The organism is Sulfurimonas sp. (genome assembly GCF_050296975.1).
Taxonomy (GTDB): Bacteria; Campylobacterota; Campylobacteria; order Campylobacterales; family Sulfurimonadaceae; genus Sulfurimonas.
The window spans coordinates 1-21,872 of the sequence record NZ_JBNKRX010000027.1 but is presented as its reverse complement, the minus strand read 5'-3'; the positions used below and the strand labels follow the sequence as shown (position 1 = coordinate 21,872).

Sequence of the window (21,872 nt, the reverse complement as noted above, 5' to 3'; positions counted from 1 at the left end):
CCATTCCGAACCCAGAAGCTAAGCCTCTCATCGCTGATAATACTGCTCTTTGCAAGAGTGGAAACGTAGGTCGCTGCCTAGTTATAGATCTATTTCTCCAATCCTTTGATTCTCTTTTTTTATCACTTTAATTATGGTTTTATTTCAATTATATAGTAATTACATTAGAGTAAATATGTTATTATTATGTACTTATATTTATGGATAACAAATGAAAGAATACATTAAAGATCAAATAAAAAAATCTTACGAAACAAAACAAGCAATTTATGAGAATGAAACACTATTGGATGCTATAGAAACATTGGCAAAAAAATGTGTTGCAATTTATCAAACAAACAAAAAAACAATATTAGCTGGGAATGGTGGAAGTGCAGCAGATGCACAACATATAGCTGCTGAGTTAGTTGGGAGATATGGTTTTGATAGAGCTTCTATTCCTTCACTTGCACTTACAACAGATACTTCTAATTTAACTGCTATTGGAAATGATTATGGCTATGAGTATATTTTTTCTCGTCAATTAGAAGGTATGGGACAAGAGGGTGATATATTTATAGGTATATCAACATCTGGAAATTCTCAAAATTTGATGAATGCTTTTGAGTCAGCCATGAAAAAAAATATTTTTACTGTAGCTTTAGTAGGGAAAGATGGTGGACATATGGCAAAAATGGCTGATCTTGCAATTGTAGTACCTTCAAATTCAACACCACGTATTCAAGAATCACATATCTTAATTGGTCATATCTTGTGTGATATTATAGAACAAGAGATATTTGGTGATGGTGTTGTAACTAATAGAGATGCATAAAGCTTTATTTTTAGATCGTGATGGTGTAATTAACGTAGAGAAAGAATACCTTTATAAGATTGAAGATTTTGAATTTATTGATGGTATTTTTGAAGTATGTCAATATTTTCAGGCAAAAGAGTATAAAATATTTGTCGTTACAAATCAATCTGGTATAGTAAGAAATTTTTATACAGAGGAACAATTTAAAGAACTTTCTCATTGGATAATCGAAGAATTTCAGAAGAAAAAGATTGAGATAACAAAAATATATCATTGCCCTCATCATCCTAAATATTCGGGTGAATGTGAATGTAGAAAACCAAGTCCTGGAATGTTACTTCAAGCTGCTAAAGAATTTGATATAGATTTAGTACATTCAGTGATGGTTGGAGACAAAGAGAGAGATATAGAAGCTGGAATCAATGCTGGTTTACAAACTACTTATTTGTTTGATGAAACAAAGAGTATACAAAGTTCAAAGGCTACAAAAATAGTGTCAAAATTAGAGGAGATTATAGATGCTGATATTAAATAGTGGTGGTACATTTAATAAGCGTTATAATGATATCTCTGGGGAGTTAGAAGTACCTTATGACAATTTAGCAATAGATGAGATTTTAGCCGCTTCTAAAGTGAGTTATCTGATGGCTGGAGTTGTTTATAAAGACAGCTTAGATATGGATAGTGAAGATCGAAAAAGGATTGCCCAGATCATTTCTCAAAGTGAAGAAGCGGAGTTTGTTATAGTACATGGTACAGATACTATGGATGTTACAGCTGAATTTTTAGATGAGATTTTTGATGATCGAGTGATCGTTTTAACTGGAGCGATGAAGCCTTTTAGTATTGAAAAAGCAGAAGCGAGTTTTAATCTAGGAATGTCGATAGGCTTTGCACAAAATGAAGAGAATGCCGGTGTGTATATCTGTATGAATGGCAAAGTTGCACCTTGGAATAAGATCACAAAAAATAGAGTATTAGGGAAGTTTGAAATTGTCAAATAAGATAGCATGTGATCATTGTCATTTAGAGTTTAGCCAAGATGTGATGATCGAAGATAATGGACATCATTTTTGTTGTAACGGTTGTCAAGGGGTATTTCATCTTTTAAGTGATGAAGGGCTTGATAGCTTTTATGATAAGGCAAAAAATGTAAAACTCTCTCCACCTACACAGCAATATGAAGACTCTTCCAATTTTGATTCCCCTGCATTTTATGACAAATTTGTGAAAACAAATAGTGATGGTTTCTCTGAAGTATCATTGATAATTGAGGGGATTCATTGTTCTGCATGTGTATGGTTAAATGAAAAAGCACTTCACAAAATGGATGGAGTTGTTGAGGCTAACATCAATTTTACAAACAACAAGGCACATATAGTATGGGCTGATGATGTTGTAAAACTTTCACAAATTATAGATATGATTCGTGCAATTGGTTATAACGCATTTCCTTATGATGCATCTCTTCAAGAAGCTCATGCCAATAAAGTAAGAAAAGATTACTATCTTCGTATGTCGGTAGCAATTTTTGCTGCTATGAATGTTATGTGGATTGCTGTTGCACAGTACGCTGGATATTTTAGTGGTATTACCCAAGAGATGAAAACTATTTTGAATATTGCAGAGGGTGTACTTGCAACACCTGTGCTTTTTTATAGTGGTTGGGTTTTCTTCCGTGGAGCATATTATGGACTACGTAATAAAGTAGTCAATATGGACTTACTTGTAGCTACTGGGGCATTAACAACTTATGTTTATTCTGTTTATATCACAATTACAGAGCATGGAGAAGCCTATTTTGACTCGGTAAGTATGATTATCACTTTTGTGCTTGTTGGAAAATTTTTAGAAGTTTTAAGTAAAAAAAGTGCAGCTGATACACTTGATGTAATTGGAAAACATCTCCCTAGTGAAGTCAAAACTATTCAAAATAGTAAAATAGTAACTGTTAAGCTAGATGATGTAAGTGTCGGTGACACTATAGTTGTAAGTTCAGGGGAACGTGTTTTAATTGATGGTGATATACTTAAAGGGGAAGGCTCTTTTGATGAGTCAAATTTAACTGGTGAAAGTGAACCAATTTTCAAAAAAGTAGGCGAAAAGGTCATAAGTGGAACTATTAGTATAGATGCAGATATTCAGTATAAGGCAACAAAAGATTTTGAACATTCAACACTTTCAAACCTTGTAACACTTTTAGAGAGTGCTATAAATAAAAAACCTAAAATAGAGCAACTTGCAAATAAACTTTCAGAACACTTTTCAACTACAATTTTAGCTTTATCGTTTATAACTTTTTGTGCTTGGTGGTTTTGGCCGCATAGTTTTGAAGAGTCCTTGATGGTTGGTATTTCAGTTATTATTATTGCTTGTCCATGCGCATTAGGATTAGCTACGCCTGTTGCTACATTAGTAGGTCTTAGTTTAGGAACAAAAAAAGGGATACTTTTTAAAGAAGCTGCACAACTTGAAACTATGGCGAAAGCAGATGTTCTTGTAGTGGATAAGACAGGGACATTAACTTATGGAAAACCGGAAGTATCAAAAGAAAATATATTTATAGAGTTTAATAAAACACTTTTATATTCATTAGTTAAAAACTCTAAACATCCTGTAGCCCTTGGTGTAAAGCAGTTTGTAAAAACAGAAGATGAGATACTTTTTGATGAGTATATGCAACTCCCTGCAAAAGGAATAGTTGCACGTGTAAATGGTTCATTGATATTAGGTGGAAATTATCAATTAATGCAAGACAATGGTATTGAGAGTAATTTTGAGAGTGAAAAAACACTCTTTTATTTTGCAATTGAGCGGCAAATTGTGGCAATTTATGAGTTAGAAGATAAGATAAAAGAGGGTGCAAAAGAGTTAGTAGAGAGTTTAAAAACAAGAAATCTTGAAACCATTATGCTTACAGGAGATCATAAAAAATCTGCGTTTGATATAGCAAATACAGTTGGAATATCTGATGTAAACTATGAACTTTCACCACAAGATAAACTAGAGTTTATAGATAAGTTACATAGTGAAGGGAAAGTTGTTGTCATGGTTGGAGATGGCATCAATGATGTTTTAGCATTAGCAAAAGCTGACATTGGTATAGTTATGGGAAGTGGAAGCGATATAGCTATAGAAGTTGGTGATATAGTACTTATGAATAACTCTCTAAAATCACTCCTAGATGCTTTTAAAATCTCTAAAACTACTTTTACGCTTATAAAACAAAACTTTGCAATCTCTTTAATATATAATGGTATAACAATTCCTTTGGCAATGGCAGGATTAATTATTCCACTTATTGCTGCAATTTCAATGAGTTTTAGCTCATTATTAGTTGTTGGAAATTCGATGCGTATTAAGGTAAAGTGGGAAAAAGGATAATATATGGATAATTGGGTAGTAGCAATGATGCTTGGGGCTTCACTACTTTTAGGTGGGGCAGCTTTAGTTGCATTTTTATGGGGTTTAAAAAATGGTCAGTTTGATGATGAAGAGAAATTTTTAAATGCTGTGAAGTTTGATAATGAAGAAGACCTGCAAGATGCCGTAAACCAAGAACATAAAAAAGAAGAGTTAAGAAAAAAGGTTTATAAACCAGAATGAAATGAACTGCCAAAAGGCAATTCAATAGTACAAACTATTTACCTATAGTTTGTGCAAAAGCATCTAATTCTTCATCAGAATATTTACCTACTTGCGCTTTCATAAGGCCTTTCATAGCTCCACCATATGTTCCAGCTTTATAACCTTTAAGAGCAGTAGCGATATCTGCGTGTGTCATCTCAGCTACAACTTTAGACTTTTTCATGGCATCTTTTTCCCAGTTAGTACCGTGGCAACTTACACATGCAGCTCCATCAACACCAGCTAATGCTAAAGTTGAAAATGTAATAGTTACAAATGAAGTGATTATGAATTTTTTCATTTGATTTCCTTAATTTAAAGTTTCATATATATTATATTACGACAATTCTTAAATTCAACAATGGATAAAAAAGTGATTGGGAAAAAGATTTTTGATAAGAGAAAAAGCTGAACTGCCATAGAGGCAATCCAGAAAAAAAGTAAAATTATTTACCGATAGTTTGTGCGAAAGCGTCTAAATCAGCATCAGAGTATTTAGCAACTTGACCTTTCATTACGCCTTTCATAGCTGCACCATAAGTTCCAGCTTTGTAACCTTTAAGAGCAGTAGCGATATCTGCATGAGTCATTTCTGAAACAATTTTAGATTTACCCATAGCGTGTTTTTCAAAGTTAGCACCATGACATGCAACACAAGCTTTACCATTAACACCAGCCATAGCTACAGTTGATAAAGCAGCAGCAGCGAAAGAAGCGATTATGATTTTTTTCATTTTATTTCCTTAATTTAAAATTTCGCATACATTATATTACTTAGAGTCTTAAATACTTGTTAATAAAGATAAAGGTATTATTTTATTAACAAAAAGTTACATATGGATGTGGATATGAGATATATTGAAGATGATTTAAAAGATAAGACGATACTTATTACTGGTGGGGCTGGTTTTATAGGCTCTAACCTTGCTTTTTACTTTCAAAATAATCACCCTGAAACTAAAGTTGTTGTGCTAGATAGTTTTAGAAGTGGCGAAACATTAAGTAATGGAAATTTAAAATCTTTTGGGCATTTTAAAAATTTAATAGGTTTTAGTGGTGAAGTTATTAGTGGTGATATTAACGATAAAGATTTACTTCTTACATTAGAAGCTGATTATAAATTTGACTATATTTTTCATGAAGCAGCCATCTCAGATACTACAGCATTAGAGCAAGATCTCATGGTAAAAACAAATGTAAATGCTTTTAAAGTTCTACTTGATTTAGCAGTGACACATAAAGCAAATATGATTTATGCGTCTTCAGCAGCTACATATGGTGGAAGTGATACTTTTAAAGTAGGATATGAAGCACCAAATAATGTGTATGGCTTTTCAAAAGTGATGATGGACAATATCGCCTATGAATATATGGAAAAATATGATATCTCAATCGTAGGACTTCGATACTTTAATGTATATGGAGCAAGAGAATATTTTAAAAATACTACTGCTTCAATGGTATTACAATTTGGGCATCAACTTTTAGCAGGAAAAAATCCTCGTCTTTTTGAAGGAAGCGATAAAATTTTACGTGATTTCATCTATATCGAAGATATTATCCAAGCAAACATAAAAGCAATGATTCCTAAACAAAGTGGTGTGTATAATGTGGGAACTGGTAAAGCGAGAAGTTTCCAAGATATAGTAGATATTTTACAACGTGAATTAGGGACTACTGCAACTTGTGAGTATATTCCAAATCCTTATGTTGGGTCGTATCAGTTTTTTACACAAGCAGATATTGAAGACACAAAAGAGTTTTTAGGGTATTCACCAGCATATGAGATGGAAGATGGGATCAAAGCATATGTTGCAGAGATCAAAAGAATTTATGAAACAGAAGTGAAAAAATAATGAGAATCTTAGTAGTAGGTGACTTAATGATTGACCACTATTTGTGGGGATCATGTGAGCGAATCTCTCCTGAAGCACCTGTTCAAGTTGTTGATATTGCAAAAGAGACAGCAGTTCTTGGTGGTGCTGGAAATGTTATAAATAATCTAAAATCTTTAGGTGCAGATGTAAGTGTAGCTGGTGTTATTGGTAATGATGAAAATGGGATAGAACTGACAACTATGCTTCAAGAGATTGAGGTAGATACAAAAAATCTTGTTATTCAGCATGGACGCCATACCTCTAAAAAATCTCGTATAATTGCAGTAAGTCAGCAGATACTGCGTTATGATAAAGAGTCAAAAGATGATATTTTAGATAGTTCTGAAAAAAAGATAATGAGTTCTTTGGCGCAAAATATAGATTCTTTTGATGCAATTATACTATCTGATTATGGTAAAGGTGTTTTAACTGATCAGTTGTGCCAAGATATAATCAAGTTGGCAAATGCACATAATAAAAAGGTACTTGTTGACCCAAAAGGGAAAGAGTTTACAAAATATAAGGGTGCATATCTGCTAACACCGAATAAAAAAGAAGCGCAGATCGCAACTGAAATCAATATCGTTGATGAAAACTCTTTAACAAATGCTCTTTTAAAACTAAAACAAGAGTGTGATCTTGATGTCTCTATGATTACGTTAAGTGAAGATGGAATTGCAACATATGATGAAAAACTCCATATCTCTCCAACAGTTGCAAAAGAGGTTTTTGATGTGACAGGAGCAGGGGACACTGTGATTGCTTCTATGGCGTACGCACTCAGCCTTGGAAAATCAATAAATGAGTGTGCTGCTTTTGCAAATTTGGCAGCTGGTGTTGTTGTTGGTAAGATAGGAAGTGCAACTGTAACTGTAGATGAGATAAAAGAGTATGAAGCCTCTTTACACAAATCAACTTCAGATGCACATATAAAAAGTTTTGAAGAGATTGATAGACTCGTAAAGAGATACAAAGCAAACGGAAAAAAAGTTGTTTTTACAAATGGGTGTTTTGATATACTGCATGTCGGGCATGTAAAGTATCTTCAAGTTGCAAAAAGTTTTGGGGATGTTCTAATCGTTGGATTAAATTTAGATGCATCTGTATCACGTCTCAAAGGTCCAACTCGTCCTGTTAATATTGCAGAAGACCGTGCATATTTACTCGCAGCTTTAGAGGCTGTTGATTTTGTTGTCCCTTTTGAAGAAGATACCCCTTATGAGCTTATAAAGATGATTGAACCTGATGTATTAGTTAAGGGTGGAGATTACGCTGGTCGGGCAGTTGTAGGAACAGAATTTGCTAAAGAATTGAAGCTTGTTGACTTTGTTGATGGCAAAAGTACAACTAAAACTATAGAAAAAATTCAAGGACAAACATGTTAAAAAAAATTATACTCTTAGGTGTATTTACAGCATCTGCTTTTGCACTTCATACAGCTGAGATCAATATTAATAACAAAGATTTAGAGATAAATGCCCAATTTGATATGGGACAATTCAATAACAATGTTGAACCAGACACCCTTTTTGTAGGTGGAAAGTTTCTCAATGCTGATGCACAGCATTCTGAAAGCGATAGTGCAAATATTGACCCTTTAATTGAAGTTGATCTTTTAATGATGAAAGAGGTAGCCAATAGTGGGTTTAAACTTGGAATGGGTGCAAAAGTAAACTATACAAGTATAGGTAGTTTGGATTTTATGTCAATTCCATTAGGTGTTGAAGGTGCTTTCACTCTTCCATTAAAGCAGTTTATACCAATGCATTTAAATGCTGCAGTATATTATGCACCCAATGTCTTAGCTCTTCGTGATGCAGATAGTTATTTCGAAGGTAGATTTAGCTTAGATGTTGAAGTTATCGAAAATGGAAATATTACACTTGGTTATAGAAATATTGAAACAAACTACGATGCAGGAGATTTCAGATATAACCGTTCTGCATATTTAGGATTTAAATTAAAGTTTTAAACCCTTAACAGCTTCGATCACTTCCGAAGCTGTTATGCTCTTCATACACTCATGATGTTCAAGAGGGCATTCCCTTTTCATACAGGGGCTGCAATTCATCGGATGTCTAACAATTACACTTTTAGCGTTTTTCCACTGAGAAGTTTCTTTGTATTTTGTTGGTCCAAAAATTGCAACAGTTGGTACTTGATACGCAGCTGCAACATGCATAGGTCCACTGTCATTTGTAATAAATAAAGAACATCCTGCTATATTTGCACATAACTCTTCGATCGAAGTTTTTCCAGCTAAGTTTACATAGTTAGCGACAGATAGATTTTTTAAATTTTCTTCGATCTCTTTAGCCATTTCAACTTCATTTGGTCCACCAAAGATAATGATGTCATAATCAGTACTAAAATGTGCAGCTACCGCTGCAAAACGTTCAGGATACCATCTTTTTGCACTTCCATAAGTGGCTCCTGCATTAATCCCTAAAGTTGGTTTTACAAAACTTTTTGGCTCGATATAGAGTTTTAGAGATGGTATTTCATCATCAAAATTATCTATATTAACCATAGCAAGTTGTGAATATTGAATTGCTAGATGTTGATTGGTTTTAATCTTAGGTGTGTGGGATAGTAAAATTTGTGAATGCCACGATCTTCTTGCAAGAGTAATTACAGTATCGCTAAAGCGTAGTAGTGTAGATGAGTGGATCTGATTTCTAAATGTAATAGCCAAGTCAAAATGTCCCATTTGTTTTGCTAACTTATATGTAGCAGTTAGACGTGAGGGTGCTTTTTTTGTTTCATCTACAATCGCTGCTTCACATAAAGGATGATGTTTTAAAGCTTCAATAGAGACATAACTCCCAACAAAAGTAAAGCGTGGATTGTTGTAATATTTTGCTAAAAGCTCGATCGCAGGTGTAGCCATAACAGCATCACCAAGCCAGTTTGGAAGTATTACTAATATTCTCATAAACAGTTTACCTTTTCTCCGACTTCTTGCGTGATAAAGATATATAGTGGAGATGCACCTATTTTTAATGTTTCATCGCTAATGCTGTCTCCATTTTTATCATACACTTCAAAGTAGTCCTCATTTTTAAGTGTCGTATCTCCTAGCGACCAATGAATTTGTAGGAGTTGCTCATCTATCAAAAACTGTAAGATATAGTAAGAGCGTTTTATATCTAGTCTTAAAAATTGTGCATTTTTTAGTGTTTTGAGCATATATTTATAAGTTGAATATGCTTCTCTTTGTGCAAGTCCCTCTCTATTGTCGATCAAACCGTAACCATTAGCGATAAGTTGATGCCAAGAGACATAATCAACTTGTTGTGAGGCAAAGGCTAAAAGATAATAGCGAAGCATATAGTTTGCATACGTAGCTTCATCAACACACTCTGTTTCGCTTGTTGGCGCATAAGGGGCTGTTCCTTTTAGAGGCCAGTTTATCTCTGTGATATAGAGCTTATGAGGTGTTTTTGGAGAAAGTGTTACCATAGAAGCAAGTAATGCAATCTTATCTGAGAGTGTGAAGCCTAGTTGCATATTTTCAGGTGCACCACGTCGATCTACATATAATAGGGATGCAACACCATCATATTTGTAAGGTGCAAAATTAAAGAGTGTGTGTGCTGTAAAATGATATTCAAAATCTATAACACTACTGCCGATAAGTTGAATATTTGGAAACTTCTCTTTTTTTAGTGTATAGGCAACCGTAAAAAAACGATTGTACTCATCAACAGAGAAAAATCCCCATTTTGCACGGTTTATTGTTGAGCCCATTTCAAAAATATCTACCATGTTTTGTAGCTCTGAAAATATACGTGTAAGATCTTTTTTCAGTAATTTTTGATCGTCGATATGTTCCCTGTCTTGAAGGATTTTGAGTGTCACTTGTCGATCTTCATTTGCTTGTAAAAAAGTTTTGAGTTCTTCTAGGGTATTTAGTTCCCAAAGTTTTATACGAACTAAAATACTTTCAACCTTTAAATCATCAAGATATTCAAGTGTTTTTTCACTCTCACGTTGGTAATCAACTCCAAGCGTAAAAAACTTTCTTGTATCTATCTCTTTACGTTTTGTAAAGGGCATAGCAATAATTGATAAAGGTAACATAATTAGTGCAGTTAAAAATGTTTTCACAAGGGAAAAAAACTCTTTTTTCCTCATCTGTTTTTTTAAATTTTTATCGCGAATTATTGCTGCTTGATCGGAATAATCATCCCACTTAAAAGGTTCTTTCATAAGTGCAATTATATCTTTTTTAAGATAATATACACACATGAATATTTTAGTTGTAAGAAATGATAAACTCGGTGATTTTATAACGGCACTCCCTACTATTTATGTACTAAAAAAATATGATCCAAAAAATAAAATCGTAGTGTTAGTAGCGCCTCTCAATAAGGCATTGGCAGAGGCATGTGATTTTATAGATGAGGTGATCGTTGATGAAAAAGAGAACTCTATTTTTACACTTACTTATAAAATAAAAGAGGCTAAAATTGATGCTTCGATCACACTTTTTTCAAATACTCGTGTGGCAATTGCACAATTTTTAGCAGGGATAAAAACACGTATAGCACCTGCAACAAAAATAGCACAGATTTTTTACAACAAAAGGGTAGTACAACGTCGTAGTGAAGTAAAGATGGCAGAGTTTGAGTATAACCTGCAACTGACAACTGAACTTTTTCCTGATATCTCGCTGGATTTTCCGAAGCCACTTTTAGAGTTTAATGATGCCAAAGAGCTGTATGCCAAATTTTGCGAAGAAAATACGATTGAAAAAGAAGTAATAGCATTTCATGTTGGTTTTGGCGGTTCTTCAGATGCAAACTGGAATTTGGATGAGTATGAGATTTTAATCCGTGCTGTATTAGAACAAAATAATTACCAAGGAGTGCTCACTTTTGGACCAGATGAAACTAGTTTGTATGAAGAGATGCAAAAAAGACTAGAAGGGGAGAAAGTTGTTTTTTATCTCTCAACAGATGGATTGATTACTTTTGCGAAGCTGATCAGTCAATTTAAACTTTTCGTCTCTACTTCAACAGGAACCTACCATGTAGCTAGTTTGGTTGGATGTGCGACGATGACATTTTTTGGAGATTCTTTATTTGCAAGTGCTGCACGTTGGAAAAGTGTAGGGGACGAAAAACTTCAAAAACACTATATGCTTCCAATAGATCAGCAAAAACGTCAGGCAGTTTTTGAAGAGGTGAAAAAAGAGTTACTTCTCTTTTAGCTCTTTGTTTAATTCATAGAGTTTAATATACTTGTAAAAGTTTGTAGCCATATGTGAAAATGCGATGATGAGTCCTGCGTATCCATCCAAAAAACCTCTTTTTAAAAAATATGTTTTCAAAAATGAGAAACTACCGTTTGCAAATGCTTTTAGAGGTGAAGAAGATTTTTTTCCTACGTTGTCTTGAGCATAGATGGTAGAATATCTATCTAGTTTTATAATAAAATCTGAAATAGTTGCATAAGGGTAATGTTTTACAATACCTTTTAACTGTACAACATTTAAATTATCTGAAATGATTTTTTCATGTACTTTTTTATCTGTAAACTTTGTTTTGTTTTTGTTAAAAAGCCTAATGATAATATCATTGCCCCAGCAATGTTTTATTTGAGTCTGTTTATAAAAATTTGTACGTAAAATAGTATAGATATTGTTCTCGTTAAGTTGTAGTTCTGTCAATGACTGAACAAATTCTTCAGATAAAACTTCATCTGTATCAAGAGATAAGATCCATTCATTGGTTGCGTATGAAACTGCAAGATTTTTTGTTGGACCAAATCCAAGAAATTCACCCGAATATAGTTTTACATTAGGATAAGATTGAGCAATTTTTTGAGTATTGTCTGTAGAATTATTTTCATATACAATAACTTCTTGAAACTCTTTCAAGCTGTCTAAACACAAGGATAAAGTTTTTTCGGCATTTGAGGCGATCAGAACAACGGAAATATTTTTAATCAACAACAGGCTTTCCTTTGAGTCTCTTTTTCATGTTTTTAAAATTTTTTAGCTTTTGTGAGTAATATAAAGCTTTTTCAACACTCTTTTGTGTCTCTAGATTCGCTAGTATAGAATATTCAAGTATGATTATACTGAGGTCTTCATCTTTTGCCCATAGTTTGTCAAAGTTCTGTAAACACTCTTGTGTCGATAACGCTCGGAATTCCATTCTGTTAATATCAACAACTTTAAAAATGTAATTTTCTTGCTCTTTTTTTATTAAGATATTTCCAGGGGAGTAATCTTTATGTAAAATCTCTGCTTGATGAAGTTCATAAGTGAAATGGGCAAAAGCACGAAAAATATTTTCTCGGTCGGCAAAATTCTGATCAAGAAGCGGTTCGCGAATTGTAAAATCATAATCAAATTTTTCACTTATAAAGTAGCTTTGATGTAAGAGAAAAAATTTATAAAACTCTATATATCCTACAGGCTTGGGAGTGAACTTACCGATTTTTACGGAATAGTTATACGATTTTTTTGCTTTTGAATCTCGGAAAAAAGTATAGGCTATTTTATTTATGATATTTGGGATTTTAAAAGATTTTACAACTAATTCAAAATGATTATAAGAGATGATCTTTAATTCATTTCTAGCTTTATGTATATGGGAGTCTTCTTTTATGAAAGATTCTTTTATATTTAACAGTAAATCTTTAAGGTGTTGAAACTCTTTATTTATAGTGTACTTGTAGTTCATTCGCGCCTGATTAAATAGTTGTTTTATATCTTTTTCGTTAAAATATTAGATCAAGTATTATAACGAAAATAACTTATACAACGAAAGTGATAATCTTTTTATGCGCATAGAATTTGGTCGAAAAATAGAAAAGTTTGTCAAAAGTAAAGTGCATCGTCTTTTTATTAATAAAGATGATTTTACAATCATTGCAAATAATTGCTGGGGCACGTTTATATATAAAAAGTTTGGTATTTCATATAAAACCCCGTTCGTTAATTTAATGTTGTTTGCACCTGACTACATAGAGTTTTTAGAAAATTTTTCATTTGAACTTTTAGAAAAGTTAGAGTTTATCGATCAAAAAGATTCAAAGCATGCAGATGAACTCCAAAGGTTAGGGATTTTTAACGGTGATTACCCTGTAGGCTTATTGGATGGAAAATATGAGCTTCACTTTTTACATTATAGATCAGAAGCTGATGCACGCGATAAATGGTTTAGACGTTTAAAACGTATAAATAAAAACAGAGTTATTTTTAAATTTAGCGACGGTGACAAGTTTGAAGATTCAATGGTTGAGCGTTTTGAAGCACTGCCTTTTAAAAATAAAGTACTCTTTACAGCCAAAGAATACCCAGGAGCAAAGTCTGTCGTGACATTAGAAAAGTTTAAAGGGACACCGAGAGTCCATGATGAATGGAAAAATGCTTCAAAAGAGTTTGATGTCGCGGGGTTTATTAATAATTTAGAAGAAAATGAGAATATAAAATAGATGTCGAAAAAAATTCTTGAACTTTGTTTGTCGCCAGACTTAGGAGGATTAGAACTTTATGCGTATAGTTGTTATCAAAATTTTGCTCAAAATACACAGGTTGATTTCGTAATAGCAAAAGGGAGTAAACTAGATCACTATTTTGACGATACGAATAAACTCTACATTAAAAGAAGTAAACTTCCGTTTGTAAGTGCATGGAAACTGGCAAAATATATAGATGAAGAAGCTATTGATACAGTGCATTTTCATTGGACAAAAGATATTTTAACAGTTGTTTTAGCAAAAGTTTTAAGTAGGCAAAAACCAAAAGTTGTTCAATCTCGTCATATGAGAATGACGCGTTTTAAAGATGATTTTTATCACAAATGGCTTTACAAAAATATTGATATGATGCATGCCGTAACAAAAGAGGTTCAAAAACAGTTAGAAAGATTTATTCCGCAAGATATTCTTCCGAAAGTTACAACAATCTATCCGGGTGTAAAGCCAAAATCAGACTTAGATATTTTAAATTTGCAAGAGGAATATAAAAACTCCAATACTTTTTGCGTAGTTATAGTCGGTCGTATTGAAGAAGCAAAAGGTCAAGCAGTTGCCATAGAGGCTATTGCAAAATTAAAAGAATTAAATATTCGGTTATTTATTGTCGGTGTACCTATGGAAGATTCTTATTTAGAAAAACTTCAAAGCAGGGTTTATGAATTGTCCGTTGAAGATAAAGTTGTTTTTACCGGTTTTACAAAAGAGGTAGATAAATATATGCAGCTTTGTGACATAAGTATAATGGCAACCCAAAACGAAACATTTGGATTGGTTGTTATAGAGTCAATGGCTAACAAAACTCCTGTGATTGCAAAAAATATGGGAGGACCTTTAGAGATTATAGAAGACAATGTAGATGGATTATTTTATGATGGCACGGCATCTGATCTAGCACTTAAAATTAAACTTTTATATGACGATCAAAAGTTGTTGGAAAAACTACGAGAAAATGGAATAAAAAAAGTCCAAAGTCAATTTGATTTTGAAACACAATTAAATAAACTCTATAAGGTTATAAATGAAAGTTAGTGTTATTGTAGCAGTATATAAAGATTTTAGAAATTTAGAATTGATTTTAGAAACCCTCTCTTATCAAACATACAAAAATTTTGAAGTTGTTGTTGTCGAAGACGGCAAAATGTTGGAGATGCAAAGATGTATTGAAAATGCTCGAACTCAATATGATTTTGTAATAAAACATACTACACAAGAAGATTTGGGTGTGAGAAAAGCACGTAGTCAAAATAATGGTCTTTTAGCAGCTGATGGAGAATATCTGATCTTTATTGATGGCGATTGTTTACTTTATTCTACATTTATACAAGGGCATCTCTCTTTAGCACAAGAAAATGTTGTACTTTCTGGAAGAAGAGTTAATATTCCTATCTCGTTAGTCCCAGAAATTAAAAATGGAAATTTAAAAGTTAAGGATATAGAAGATCATTATATATCTAAATATTTTATGTGGATTTTTAACTTCCAAGTAAGGTATCGTCAAGGGATTCGTTTAAAAGTAGATAGTTGGTTATATAAACTAATCTCAAAGAGAAATATGAGTATCTCATTACTTGGATGTAATTTCTCTTGTTTTAAAAAAGATATCGTAGCTATTAATGGTTTTGATGAAAGTTATGGGGAAACAGCAATCCCTGATGATATGGATTTGGAGTGGAGGTTTCAAGCTTATGGCTTAGAGATACACTCTTGTAAAAATATAGCGAATATGTTTCATTTAGATCATAAGATTCATGATAGAGGTGATGCAACACCTTTGTTAGAGGTGATGAAGAAACGAAAAGAAGATAATAAATTTATTTGTTCTGATGGTTTAAATACTCATCTTTAAGGAATCGAAGAATTCAATTTAACTGTTTGTTTGTATCGTAAACTCTCTTTTTTAGGAAAACCTCGTAAAGCAAATAAGAATAGTTGTATACCCTGTTTATTTTTAAAACTTCTTCTAAAAAGTTTAAAGAGTACCAAAAATAAAAGAAAAGTTGCTGTTGGAAGATTAAAGTGTTTATAGATGAGATGTTTGTAAGAGATATAGTACTCTTTTAGGATAGACAAGTTTTTTTCTGTACTCCCGCCACTGTGATGAAAAATTTTAGCATCTGGTACAAAGTGTATCTGCTCATTAGCTAATAAAATTCTTTTAGATATGTCTTCCTCTTCACAATAAAGAAAAAAGTTTGTATCAAATCCTCCAATCTCACAAAAAACTGAAGCTTTAAAAAACATACATGAGCCACTGATGACTTCAACTGCTGTTGGAGTAGTTAATTTAGTTTTATTGCTTGGAAATTTATTGATTTTTCTTGCTATCGAATTTCCTAGCAACTCTTTTGTTAATGAAGGAAATAGTTTATGACTTGAAGCATAGTTTCCAGTTTCATCGTTCACTTGTGCTGTTACAAGTGCCACGTTTTTGTGTTGGTCAAGATGAAGTTTTAATATAGTAGCTGTATCATTAAGAAGTGTTGTGTCATTATTGATAAAGAAGTAGTATTCCCCCGAAGCATAGTTAACTCCAAGCATATTTCCAGCTGCAAAACCACTATTGATACGGTTTTGAATTAAATAAATATTTTCTTCCTGATCAGAAATGTAATTATTAAGGTTTTGAAAATCATCATCTCTAGATGCATTATCTACAATAATAACTTCATAGGGTATAGTAGTGTGTTTTTGAATACTTTTGAGCAATTCAATAGTAAAGTCACTAGAGTTGTAATTAATAGTTATGAATGAAATAGCGATATTCTTCATCTAATAAAATAACCTTTGTTATAAAGTATATTTACCATATTTTCCAATTAGAAAATGAAAAAGTCCTAAAAATTTAGCATATATTTTTTTGAATTTTTGGTCTTCATATATTAAAATTTTTGTAATTTCATGTATAAAAAGAATATTCAATGTTTTTAATAAATGAAACTCTTTTGGAAATTGTTTTGAGTATTGTTTCCATGTGTATAAAAAGTTTCTTGTTATATAATAAGCTCTTTGAGGACTATGTTCAATTTTGTTTCGTAGTTTTCTTGTAAAAGGATTTTTTCTTTGAAATAAATTTCCTAAACTATGTTCAACTAAAATATCGTTAAAGAAATATATTTTCAATCCTTGCATATTCGCTTTCATACAATAATCATGATCTACCATATCAATAAATAATTTATCCTCAAAACGACCTATTTGATTAAATAGTTTTAAATTCAAAAAGTTTCCAGAAGTGATAACTAAAAATCTTTCTTCATATGTACAAGTAGGGTTTTGTGGAAGATAAGTTCGAGCATGCCATTGGGTGTTTGGTGCTAATAAAGCTATGTTGTCTTGAGCATGAAATTTTTGTAAACAATTAAGATAATCAGTAAAGTTTATAAATTCACTATCTTGATCCATCGTTAAAATCCAGTCATAGTTTAACTCTAAAGCTTTATCACATGCTATATTTAAAGCTGTAGCAATTCCCAAATTATCTTGATTGTCTATGTAAATTGTATGAGGAATTTCAGAATGTATTTTTTCAATTAGTTTGTCATTTTTATTTGTTGAATTATCTACAACAATAAGTTTATCGACTTGTTTTGCATAAGATTGTAAGTTTTTTACTATATCATCTTCAGGATTATATAAAATCACTGTAGCTGCTATTTTAAGTTCCATTAATTTCTCCATTATTGAAAGTATTCCTTACACATATGAACTAATTTTTGAATAGATTCAATGTTTTTTTCCTCTTCAATATCCAATTGTTCTAACATTTTATCTCTAGTATTTAATGCATAATCTATATCATCAAATCCGTAAGCTATTCCATAGTGTAATCGTTCATCAGGATGCCATGCCTCTTTAGGAACACCTTCATCAGGGATAATAATACTTTTACAACCACATAAAGACGCATATCTTGAGTAAAATGTGTAGGGATCATAAGAGATAAAATATTCAACTTTATTAAAGATTTTAGCCAATTCTTGCTGGGAAAAGTCATCTACGAGTACAGAGTTTTTATCATGAACAAATTGCTTGTTTTTTCCTTTACGAATCATATGACAACTTCCATCTCTTGGACCAAAGTTAGTTTGTTGAAATATCTCTCTCATAATATATTTAATAGAAAGCAAGTTGTGATCTGTTATAGGATACTTTTGTGTTGAAAAATTTTTCCCATATCCTAAAATCAGTTCATTTTTACCAAACTCAACCTTACCACTATGAAATGCAGGTTTATGCAAAAGCCAACGGATAACATGTTTGGCTTTAAGTGGATTACCATTTGTTATCTCTGGGTATATAACTATAGCATTATCTAAGGTTTCTTTTGTTGCAAGAGGTGTATTCCATAATGGATTGGTATAAAATGGTTGTTTTTGTATTTTTAAATATTTCAAGTATTTTTTAGAAAAAACACTACGATAAAAAGGTTGATCTGCTCTCCAAATATAAGCTTCATACCCATTTTGATTTAATAGATGGCATAAGAAATGTAGTACCATAGTGCCACCATTGTTACTATCATATGCAAAAGAGTAAATAATAAATTTAAAAGCCATTGACTTTTATCCACTTCCGTTCATTTGAAGAACTTTTTATCGCTTCAAATACTTCAAGTCCGATTGCAGCTTGCATAGCACCATATGACCAGTCAATTTGGTGAAGTTTATCTATTTTATATTGTTGTAGTTTTTCAAATAAATCATAATACAAGTTACCAAAAGCTTCTACAAATCCCGCTGGATGACCTGCTTTAAAACGATTATATCTTTGTTTATTTGCTACATAGATATTTGAGGAAGCTCTATCTATAATCATGCGACTTCCATCTATAGTTTGAAACAATAGCTCTTCAGGATTTAATTGGAACCATTCAGCACTTCCTTTTGTCCCATAAACTCTAACACGTAGTCCATTTCTATGTCCTAAAGCTGATTTTCCATACCACATTTGAGTTTTCATACCACTGGTATATCTAGCTAAACATGATACATCGTCAACTATATCTTCAAACCAACCAAAACTTGATTCATCAGCAACAAGTTCTATAGGGTTTTCGTTTGTTAAGAAATAAACCATATGTTGTAAATGAGTTCCAAGATCAAGTGATACACCTGGGATTTTTCCATCTTTAAGTCGCCAACTTTGAGGCGTTGGTTTTTTATTATCTACAAGTCTTGCAAAGCTCTCTTGAGGCATTTCAATGTTGATATTTGTAATTTTTCCAAGCTTATCATTTTCAATCATACTTTGAAGTTCACGGAGCATTGGGTATCCAGTATAGTTATGAGTTACTGCAAAAAAGGCTTTTTTTTCTTCAACTTTTTTGACAATTTCTAAGGCTTCTTGATGCGTTGTTGCCATTGCTTTTTCAGAGATAACGCAGTATCCTAAATCAAGTGATTTGAGTATCATTTCCGAATGGTTTGGTGTTGGAGTTAAAATAACAATAGCATCTACATGATGTGTTTCATGTTCTAAAAGTAGTTCCCAGTTTGAGTATAGATGATTCTCTTTTACTCCCCAAGTGTGTGCTGTCTTTTGATTAATCTTTGCATCTCTACTAAAACATCCTGCACTGACAGTAAAAAGATGATCCATTTGTGATGCTATATAGTGTGTATACCCAATGGCAGAATCAATACTACCACCAATAAATGCTAGTTTTAATGGCTCTTTATGATGTTGCATTTTTCTCCTTTTTTGGTATTTCTAAAGTATCTACAGTTATATGATACTTTAATTCTTCGGTTAAAGCTTCCATCTCTTGAGCATCATTATGTTCAATAAAATAGATTCCTGCTTTATCATATGGTGCGGCTTTCATTTGTTGACCACTATATTTTAGTTGTATATTTTGAATATTTTTAGATTGTAAATTTGTATCAGAACTAATAAATATACAATCTTTATTGACACTTACAGTATGTCGTGAAATGAATTTTTGGCAAGGCATCTCGATGCTATCAGGTAATTCTTCACCAATAAATGGCATAGCATAGAGTTCTGCATAGTTAATACCAGTGCTTTTTTCAATTAATTGACTATAAAGATCTCCAGGGCAGCGTCTAGCGATTTCGATAAGCGAAAACGTTTGATTATCAGATATAAATTGAGTATGAATCAGTCCATCTACTAGGTCTAAATCTTCAGCAAACTGTTCAGTCCATTCTCTAAGTTCATCTTGAATTTTTTGGTTAAGTTTTGAAGCAATATTAGAACTATTAACTTGATATGGGTACACTGTACAATACTCATTCACAAAAAAATCAATAATGATTTTTTTATTTTTAATAAATGCTGAATGGCTATATAGTTTCCCATCAACAAACTCTTCAGCAATAACTTTTCCTGTTTGAGAAAACATTTTAGCTTCTTCCCAGTATTTATGAACTTGGGCAACTGTTTCTACTTTATTAGTCCCTTTCCCACTAAATGAATCAACAGGTTTAATAATAATAGGAAATTTTAAATTTTCAATATTTGAAATAGTATCAGTTGCTTTTGGTATAGGATAGTGTTTTGATTCTGCATAACTTCTAAATTTATCTTTATGGTGAATAGTCAATGTTGTATCATATTTATCAAATCCAGGATAGCCTAGTTTTTCTGCAATTTCAGACAATGTAAGATACGATCTGTCATTACAGCCTGGAACAAGAAAGTTGTATTTATTTTCTAAAATGTGGCTAGATAAAGTTTCGACATCAGAATAGTTGATAGGAATAGAAAAGTCAGCTATTTGATGTGCTGGATCACTGAGTAAAGAACCTACAACACTGAGTCTATGTTTTTTAGACATAATTGACTGAACAATTGGTAAAACACAAAAATTTGCATCACATAGGAGTGTATTTTTCAACTTAAAGCCTTGATTTTTTTGATTATATTTTTTTGAACTATATCATCTAGTTCTGGATAAATAGGTAAACAAAGGATTCTTTTACTAATATCTCTAGAAATCTTACACTCTTGTTTTGGTTCAATATAATGCAGTGTATCTAAAGATGGATAAAAATATCTTCTCGGAAAAATATCATCTTCATTTAAACTTTTTTGTACTTTTAATAATTGTGCTTCATTTTCAAATATTATAGGAAAGTAGCTGTGGTTTTGGGTGGCATTTTCACTAAGTTCTTGAAACTCTACAAAACCCTCTAACTCTGTTTTATAAAAATCATAAATATTTTTTCTTTTTTCATAAATAGTTTCTAATTCATCAAGCATACAAAGTCCCATTGCAGCTTCAAATTCATTCATTTTCCCATTTGTACCAAGGTGAGGGATTGATTCTGTATTTTCAATACCAAAGTTGATAAGGTATCTTGCTTTTTCAACGAGGGTATCATCGTTGATTACAAGTGCTCCACCTTCTATAGTGTGAAAAAGTTTTGTAGCATGAAAACTAAGTGTTGATATATCTCCATAGTTGAGTATAGATTTTCCTTTATATTCTATATTAAAGGCATGGGCCGCATCATAAATCACTTTTAAATTATATTCTTTTGCAATAGTTTCAATTGTATCGACTTGACAAGCATTTCCAAAAACATGTACGGGCACTATAGCTGAGGTATTTGGTGTGATTAGTTGTTCTATATTTTTTGGGTTAATATTAAAACTATTTTTATCAATATCAGCAAAAATTGGTAGTATATTATTTGTTACCAAGGAGCTTGTAGTTGCTACAAAGCTAAAAGGTGTTGTAATTGCAGAACCTTTAATATCTAAAGTTCTATAAGCTATCTCCATAGCTATTGTACCATTAGCTACAAGTACTATATTTTTGACACCTAAATATTTTGCGAGTCGTTTTTCCAGTTTCTGTACAAGTGGACCATTATTTGTAACCCAGCCATTCTCATATATTTCATCAACATATTTTTTGTATTTATCAATATTTGGTAAATAGGTTTTTGTTACATTAATCATGGTTTTACTTATACTTCTTCAAATACCAATCAACAGTAAGAACAATTCCACTGTCAAAGTTCTCATCCGCTTTCCAACCAAGCTCATTTTCCAGTTTTGTAGCATCAATAGCATAACGTCTGTCATGTCCAGCTCTATCTTCAACGAAA

The 21,872-nt window shown here is 32.1% G+C and carries 24 protein-coding genes and 1 pseudogene; 12 read left to right on the top strand and 13 right to left on the bottom strand.

The window, feature by feature from the left end; genetic code table 11:
• Positions 1-211 precede the first annotated feature (211 nt).
• From ACQY56_RS08460 to ccoS, 5 genes are read left to right on the top strand one after another with little or no spacing between them, the layout of a single operon-like run.
• A complete protein-coding gene (locus ACQY56_RS08460; RefSeq protein ID WP_428739290.1) occupies positions 212-814 on the top strand; it encodes a D-sedoheptulose-7-phosphate isomerase in 603 nt (200 codons plus the stop codon).
• Positions 807-1,331, top strand: coding sequence for a D-glycero-beta-D-manno-heptose 1,7-bisphosphate 7-phosphatase (gene gmhB, locus ACQY56_RS08455; protein WP_428739289.1), 525 nt, complete (start codon positions 807-809; stop codon positions 1,329-1,331). The genes ACQY56_RS08460 and gmhB overlap by 8 nt, the downstream gene beginning before the upstream one ends.
• Complete coding sequence (locus tag ACQY56_RS08450) at positions 1,315-1,800, top strand: asparaginase domain-containing protein (protein ID WP_428739288.1); 486 nt, start codon at positions 1,315-1,317, stop codon at positions 1,798-1,800. Before gmhB ends, ACQY56_RS08450 begins: the two co-directional genes overlap by 17 nt.
• On the top strand, positions 1,790-4,180 hold the full coding sequence (locus ACQY56_RS08445) for a heavy metal translocating P-type ATPase (RefSeq protein WP_428739287.1): 2,391 nt from the start codon (positions 1,790-1,792) through the stop codon (positions 4,178-4,180). Before ACQY56_RS08450 ends, ACQY56_RS08445 begins: the two co-directional genes overlap by 11 nt.
• A gap of 3 nt (positions 4,181-4,183) precedes the next feature.
• Complete coding sequence (ccoS, locus tag ACQY56_RS08440; RefSeq protein ID WP_428739286.1) at positions 4,184-4,402, top strand: cbb3-type cytochrome oxidase assembly protein CcoS; 219 nt, start codon at positions 4,184-4,186, stop codon at positions 4,400-4,402.
• 34 nt (positions 4,403-4,436) lie between these two features.
• Here ccoS and ACQY56_RS08435 read toward each other — a convergent pair whose 3' ends face one another.
• Both ACQY56_RS08435 and ACQY56_RS08430 read right to left on the bottom strand, forming a co-directional pair.
• The gene (locus ACQY56_RS08435; protein WP_428739285.1) at positions 4,437-4,724 is read right to left on the bottom strand and encodes a c-type cytochrome; all 288 of its coding nucleotides are present in this window, start codon (positions 4,722-4,724) and stop codon (positions 4,437-4,439) included.
• 145 nt (positions 4,725-4,869) lie between these two features.
• Positions 4,870-5,157: a c-type cytochrome gene (locus ACQY56_RS08430; protein WP_428739284.1), complete on the bottom strand. Its 288-nt coding sequence runs from the start codon at positions 5,155-5,157 to the stop codon at positions 4,870-4,872.
• A gap of 114 nt (positions 5,158-5,271) precedes the next feature.
• Here ACQY56_RS08430 and rfaD point away from each other — a divergent pair, with 114 nt between their 5' ends.
• Genes rfaD through ACQY56_RS08415 form a run of 3 tightly spaced genes read left to right on the top strand, consistent with a single transcriptional unit; the run spans position 5,272 to position 8,272 of the window.
• Positions 5,272-6,279 carry an ADP-glyceromanno-heptose 6-epimerase gene (gene rfaD / locus ACQY56_RS08425; RefSeq protein WP_428739283.1) on the top strand — a complete coding sequence of 336 codons (1,008 nt, stop codon included), beginning with the start codon at positions 5,272-5,274 and terminating at the stop codon, positions 6,277-6,279.
• Positions 6,279-7,685, top strand: a complete 1,407-nt coding sequence (rfaE1, locus tag ACQY56_RS08420) for a D-glycero-beta-D-manno-heptose-7-phosphate kinase (RefSeq protein ID WP_428739282.1) — start codon at positions 6,279-6,281, stop codon at positions 7,683-7,685. Before rfaD ends, rfaE1 begins: the two co-directional genes overlap by 1 nt.
• Positions 7,679-8,272: a YfaZ family outer membrane protein gene (locus tag ACQY56_RS08415; RefSeq protein WP_428739281.1), complete on the top strand. Its 594-nt coding sequence runs from the start codon at positions 7,679-7,681 to the stop codon at positions 8,270-8,272. The genes rfaE1 and ACQY56_RS08415 overlap by 7 nt, the downstream gene beginning before the upstream one ends.
• Here ACQY56_RS08415 and waaF read toward each other — a convergent pair.
• The gene (gene waaF, locus ACQY56_RS08410; RefSeq protein ID WP_428739280.1) at positions 8,261-9,235 is read right to left on the bottom strand and encodes a lipopolysaccharide heptosyltransferase II; all 975 of its coding nucleotides are present in this window, start codon (positions 9,233-9,235) and stop codon (positions 8,261-8,263) included. The genes ACQY56_RS08415 and waaF overlap by 12 nt on opposite strands.
• Positions 9,232-10,512: a glycosyl hydrolase gene (locus ACQY56_RS08405; protein ID WP_428739279.1), complete on the bottom strand. Its 1,281-nt coding sequence runs from the start codon at positions 10,510-10,512 to the stop codon at positions 9,232-9,234. Before ACQY56_RS08405 ends, waaF begins: the two co-directional genes overlap by 4 nt.
• A 37-nt stretch (positions 10,513-10,549) precedes the next feature.
• Here ACQY56_RS08405 and ACQY56_RS08400 point away from each other — a divergent pair, with 37 nt between their 5' ends.
• The gene (locus tag ACQY56_RS08400) at positions 10,550-11,515 is read left to right on the top strand and encodes a glycosyltransferase family 9 protein (protein ID WP_428739278.1); all 966 of its coding nucleotides are present in this window, start codon (positions 10,550-10,552) and stop codon (positions 11,513-11,515) included.
• On the opposite strand, the gene ACQY56_RS08395 is transcribed toward ACQY56_RS08400, so the two are convergent.
• Positions 11,501-12,259 carry a glycosyltransferase family 2 protein gene (locus ACQY56_RS08395; RefSeq protein ID WP_428739277.1) on the bottom strand — a complete coding sequence of 253 codons (759 nt, stop codon included), beginning with the start codon at positions 12,257-12,259 and terminating at the stop codon, positions 11,501-11,503. The genes ACQY56_RS08400 and ACQY56_RS08395 overlap by 15 nt on opposite strands.
• Positions 12,249-12,995 (bottom strand): lipopolysaccharide kinase InaA family protein, encoded by a 747-nt coding sequence (locus tag ACQY56_RS08390; protein WP_428739276.1) that lies wholly within the window; start codon positions 12,993-12,995, stop codon positions 12,249-12,251. The genes ACQY56_RS08395 and ACQY56_RS08390 overlap by 11 nt, the downstream gene beginning before the upstream one ends.
• 100 nt (positions 12,996-13,095) lie before the next feature.
• Between ACQY56_RS08390 and ACQY56_RS08385 the strand changes: the two genes are divergently transcribed.
• Genes ACQY56_RS08385 through ACQY56_RS08375 form a run of 3 tightly spaced genes read left to right on the top strand, consistent with a single transcriptional unit; the run spans position 13,096 to position 15,640 of the window.
• Positions 13,096-13,749: a DUF1919 domain-containing protein gene (locus ACQY56_RS08385; protein WP_428739275.1), complete on the top strand. Its 654-nt coding sequence runs from the start codon at positions 13,096-13,098 to the stop codon at positions 13,747-13,749.
• Positions 13,750-14,823 (top strand): glycosyltransferase family 4 protein, encoded by a 1,074-nt coding sequence (locus ACQY56_RS08380; RefSeq protein ID WP_428739274.1) that lies wholly within the window; start codon positions 13,750-13,752, stop codon positions 14,821-14,823. It abuts the gene before it with no gap.
• Complete coding sequence (locus ACQY56_RS08375) at positions 14,813-15,640, top strand: glycosyltransferase (protein WP_428739273.1); 828 nt, start codon at positions 14,813-14,815, stop codon at positions 15,638-15,640. Before ACQY56_RS08380 ends, ACQY56_RS08375 begins: the two co-directional genes overlap by 11 nt.
• Here the strand turns inward: ACQY56_RS08375 and ACQY56_RS08370 are convergent.
• From ACQY56_RS08370 to ACQY56_RS08340, 7 genes and pseudogenes are all read right to left on the bottom strand, one after another.
• On the bottom strand, positions 15,637-16,563 hold the full coding sequence (locus tag ACQY56_RS08370; RefSeq protein ID WP_428739272.1) for a glycosyltransferase family 2 protein: 927 nt from the start codon (positions 16,561-16,563) through the stop codon (positions 15,637-15,639). The two genes, ACQY56_RS08375 and ACQY56_RS08370, sit on opposite strands and share 4 nt — an antisense overlap.
• A gap of 18 nt (positions 16,564-16,581) precedes the next feature.
• Complete coding sequence (locus ACQY56_RS08365; protein ID WP_428739271.1) at positions 16,582-17,460, bottom strand: glycosyltransferase; 879 nt, start codon at positions 17,458-17,460, stop codon at positions 16,582-16,584.
• 11 nt (positions 17,461-17,471) lie between these two features.
• A complete protein-coding gene (locus ACQY56_RS08360; protein WP_428739270.1) occupies positions 17,472-18,350 on the bottom strand; it encodes a hypothetical protein in 879 nt (292 codons plus the stop codon).
• Entirely contained in the window at positions 18,340-19,482 is a 1,143-nt protein-coding gene (locus tag ACQY56_RS08355) for a Gfo/Idh/MocA family protein (RefSeq protein WP_428739269.1), read from the bottom strand. The genes ACQY56_RS08360 and ACQY56_RS08355 overlap by 11 nt, the downstream gene beginning before the upstream one ends.
• Positions 19,469-20,653: an ATP-grasp domain-containing protein gene (locus tag ACQY56_RS08350; protein WP_428739268.1), complete on the bottom strand. Its 1,185-nt coding sequence runs from the start codon at positions 20,651-20,653 to the stop codon at positions 19,469-19,471. Before ACQY56_RS08350 ends, ACQY56_RS08355 begins: the two co-directional genes overlap by 14 nt.
• Positions 20,650-21,723 carry a DegT/DnrJ/EryC1/StrS family aminotransferase gene (locus ACQY56_RS08345; protein WP_428739267.1) on the bottom strand — a complete coding sequence of 358 codons (1,074 nt, stop codon included), beginning with the start codon at positions 21,721-21,723 and terminating at the stop codon, positions 20,650-20,652. The genes ACQY56_RS08350 and ACQY56_RS08345 overlap by 4 nt, the downstream gene beginning before the upstream one ends.
• Before the next feature lie 4 nt (positions 21,724-21,727).
• Positions 21,728-21,872, bottom strand: a pseudogene (locus tag ACQY56_RS08340) (dTDP-glucose 4,6-dehydratase); the annotation flags it as partial.

Bases quoted from the DNA above. Each gene is read 5' to 3' on its own strand.
- ACQY56_RS08415 (WP_428739281.1), top strand. From the start codon at position 7,679: ATGTTAAAAAAAATTATACTCTTAGGTGTATTTACAGCATCTGCTTTT.
- ACQY56_RS08380 (WP_428739274.1), top strand. From the start codon at position 13,750: ATGTCGAAAAAAATTCTTGAACTTTGTTTGTCGCCAGACTTAGGAGGA.
- ACQY56_RS08385 (WP_428739275.1), top strand. From the start codon at position 13,096: ATGCGCATAGAATTTGGTCGAAAAATAGAAAAGTTTGTCAAAAGTAAA.
- ACQY56_RS08375 (WP_428739273.1), top strand. From the start codon at position 14,813: ATGAAAGTTAGTGTTATTGTAGCAGTATATAAAGATTTTAGAAATTTA.
- rfaD (WP_428739283.1), top strand. From the start codon at position 5,272: ATGAGATATATTGAAGATGATTTAAAAGATAAGACGATACTTATTACT.
- rfaE1 (WP_428739282.1), top strand. From the start codon at position 6,279: ATGAGAATCTTAGTAGTAGGTGACTTAATGATTGACCACTATTTGTGG.
- ACQY56_RS08355 (WP_428739269.1), bottom strand. From the start codon at position 19,482: ATGCAACATCATAAAGAGCCATTAAAACTAGCATTTATTGGTGGTAGT.
- ACQY56_RS08360 (WP_428739270.1), bottom strand. From the start codon at position 18,350: ATGGCTTTTAAATTTATTATTTACTCTTTTGCATATGATAGTAACAAT.
- gmhB (WP_428739289.1), top strand. From the start codon at position 807: ATGCATAAAGCTTTATTTTTAGATCGTGATGGTGTAATTAACGTAGAG.
- ACQY56_RS08370 (WP_428739272.1), bottom strand. From the start codon at position 16,563: ATGAAGAATATCGCTATTTCATTCATAACTATTAATTACAACTCTAGT.
- ACQY56_RS08435 (WP_428739285.1), bottom strand. From the start codon at position 4,724: ATGAAAAAATTCATAATCACTTCATTTGTAACTATTACATTTTCAACT.
- ACQY56_RS08460 (WP_428739290.1), top strand. From the start codon at position 212: ATGAAAGAATACATTAAAGATCAAATAAAAAAATCTTACGAAACAAAA.
- ACQY56_RS08430 (WP_428739284.1), bottom strand. From the start codon at position 5,157: ATGAAAAAAATCATAATCGCTTCTTTCGCTGCTGCTGCTTTATCAACT.
- ACQY56_RS08400 (WP_428739278.1), top strand. From the start codon at position 10,550: ATGAATATTTTAGTTGTAAGAAATGATAAACTCGGTGATTTTATAACG.
- ACQY56_RS08345 (WP_428739267.1), bottom strand. From the start codon at position 21,723: ATGATTAATGTAACAAAAACCTATTTACCAAATATTGATAAATACAAA.
- ACQY56_RS08365 (WP_428739271.1), bottom strand. From the start codon at position 17,460: ATGGAACTTAAAATAGCAGCTACAGTGATTTTATATAATCCTGAAGAT.
- waaF (WP_428739280.1), bottom strand. From the start codon at position 9,235: ATGAGAATATTAGTAATACTTCCAAACTGGCTTGGTGATGCTGTTATG.
- ccoS (WP_428739286.1), top strand. From the start codon at position 4,184: ATGGATAATTGGGTAGTAGCAATGATGCTTGGGGCTTCACTACTTTTA.
- ACQY56_RS08450 (WP_428739288.1), top strand. From the start codon at position 1,315: ATGCTGATATTAAATAGTGGTGGTACATTTAATAAGCGTTATAATGAT.
- ACQY56_RS08390 (WP_428739276.1), bottom strand. From the start codon at position 12,995: ATGAACTACAAGTACACTATAAATAAAGAGTTTCAACACCTTAAAGAT.
- ACQY56_RS08405 (WP_428739279.1), bottom strand. From the start codon at position 10,512: ATGAAAGAACCTTTTAAGTGGGATGATTATTCCGATCAAGCAGCAATA.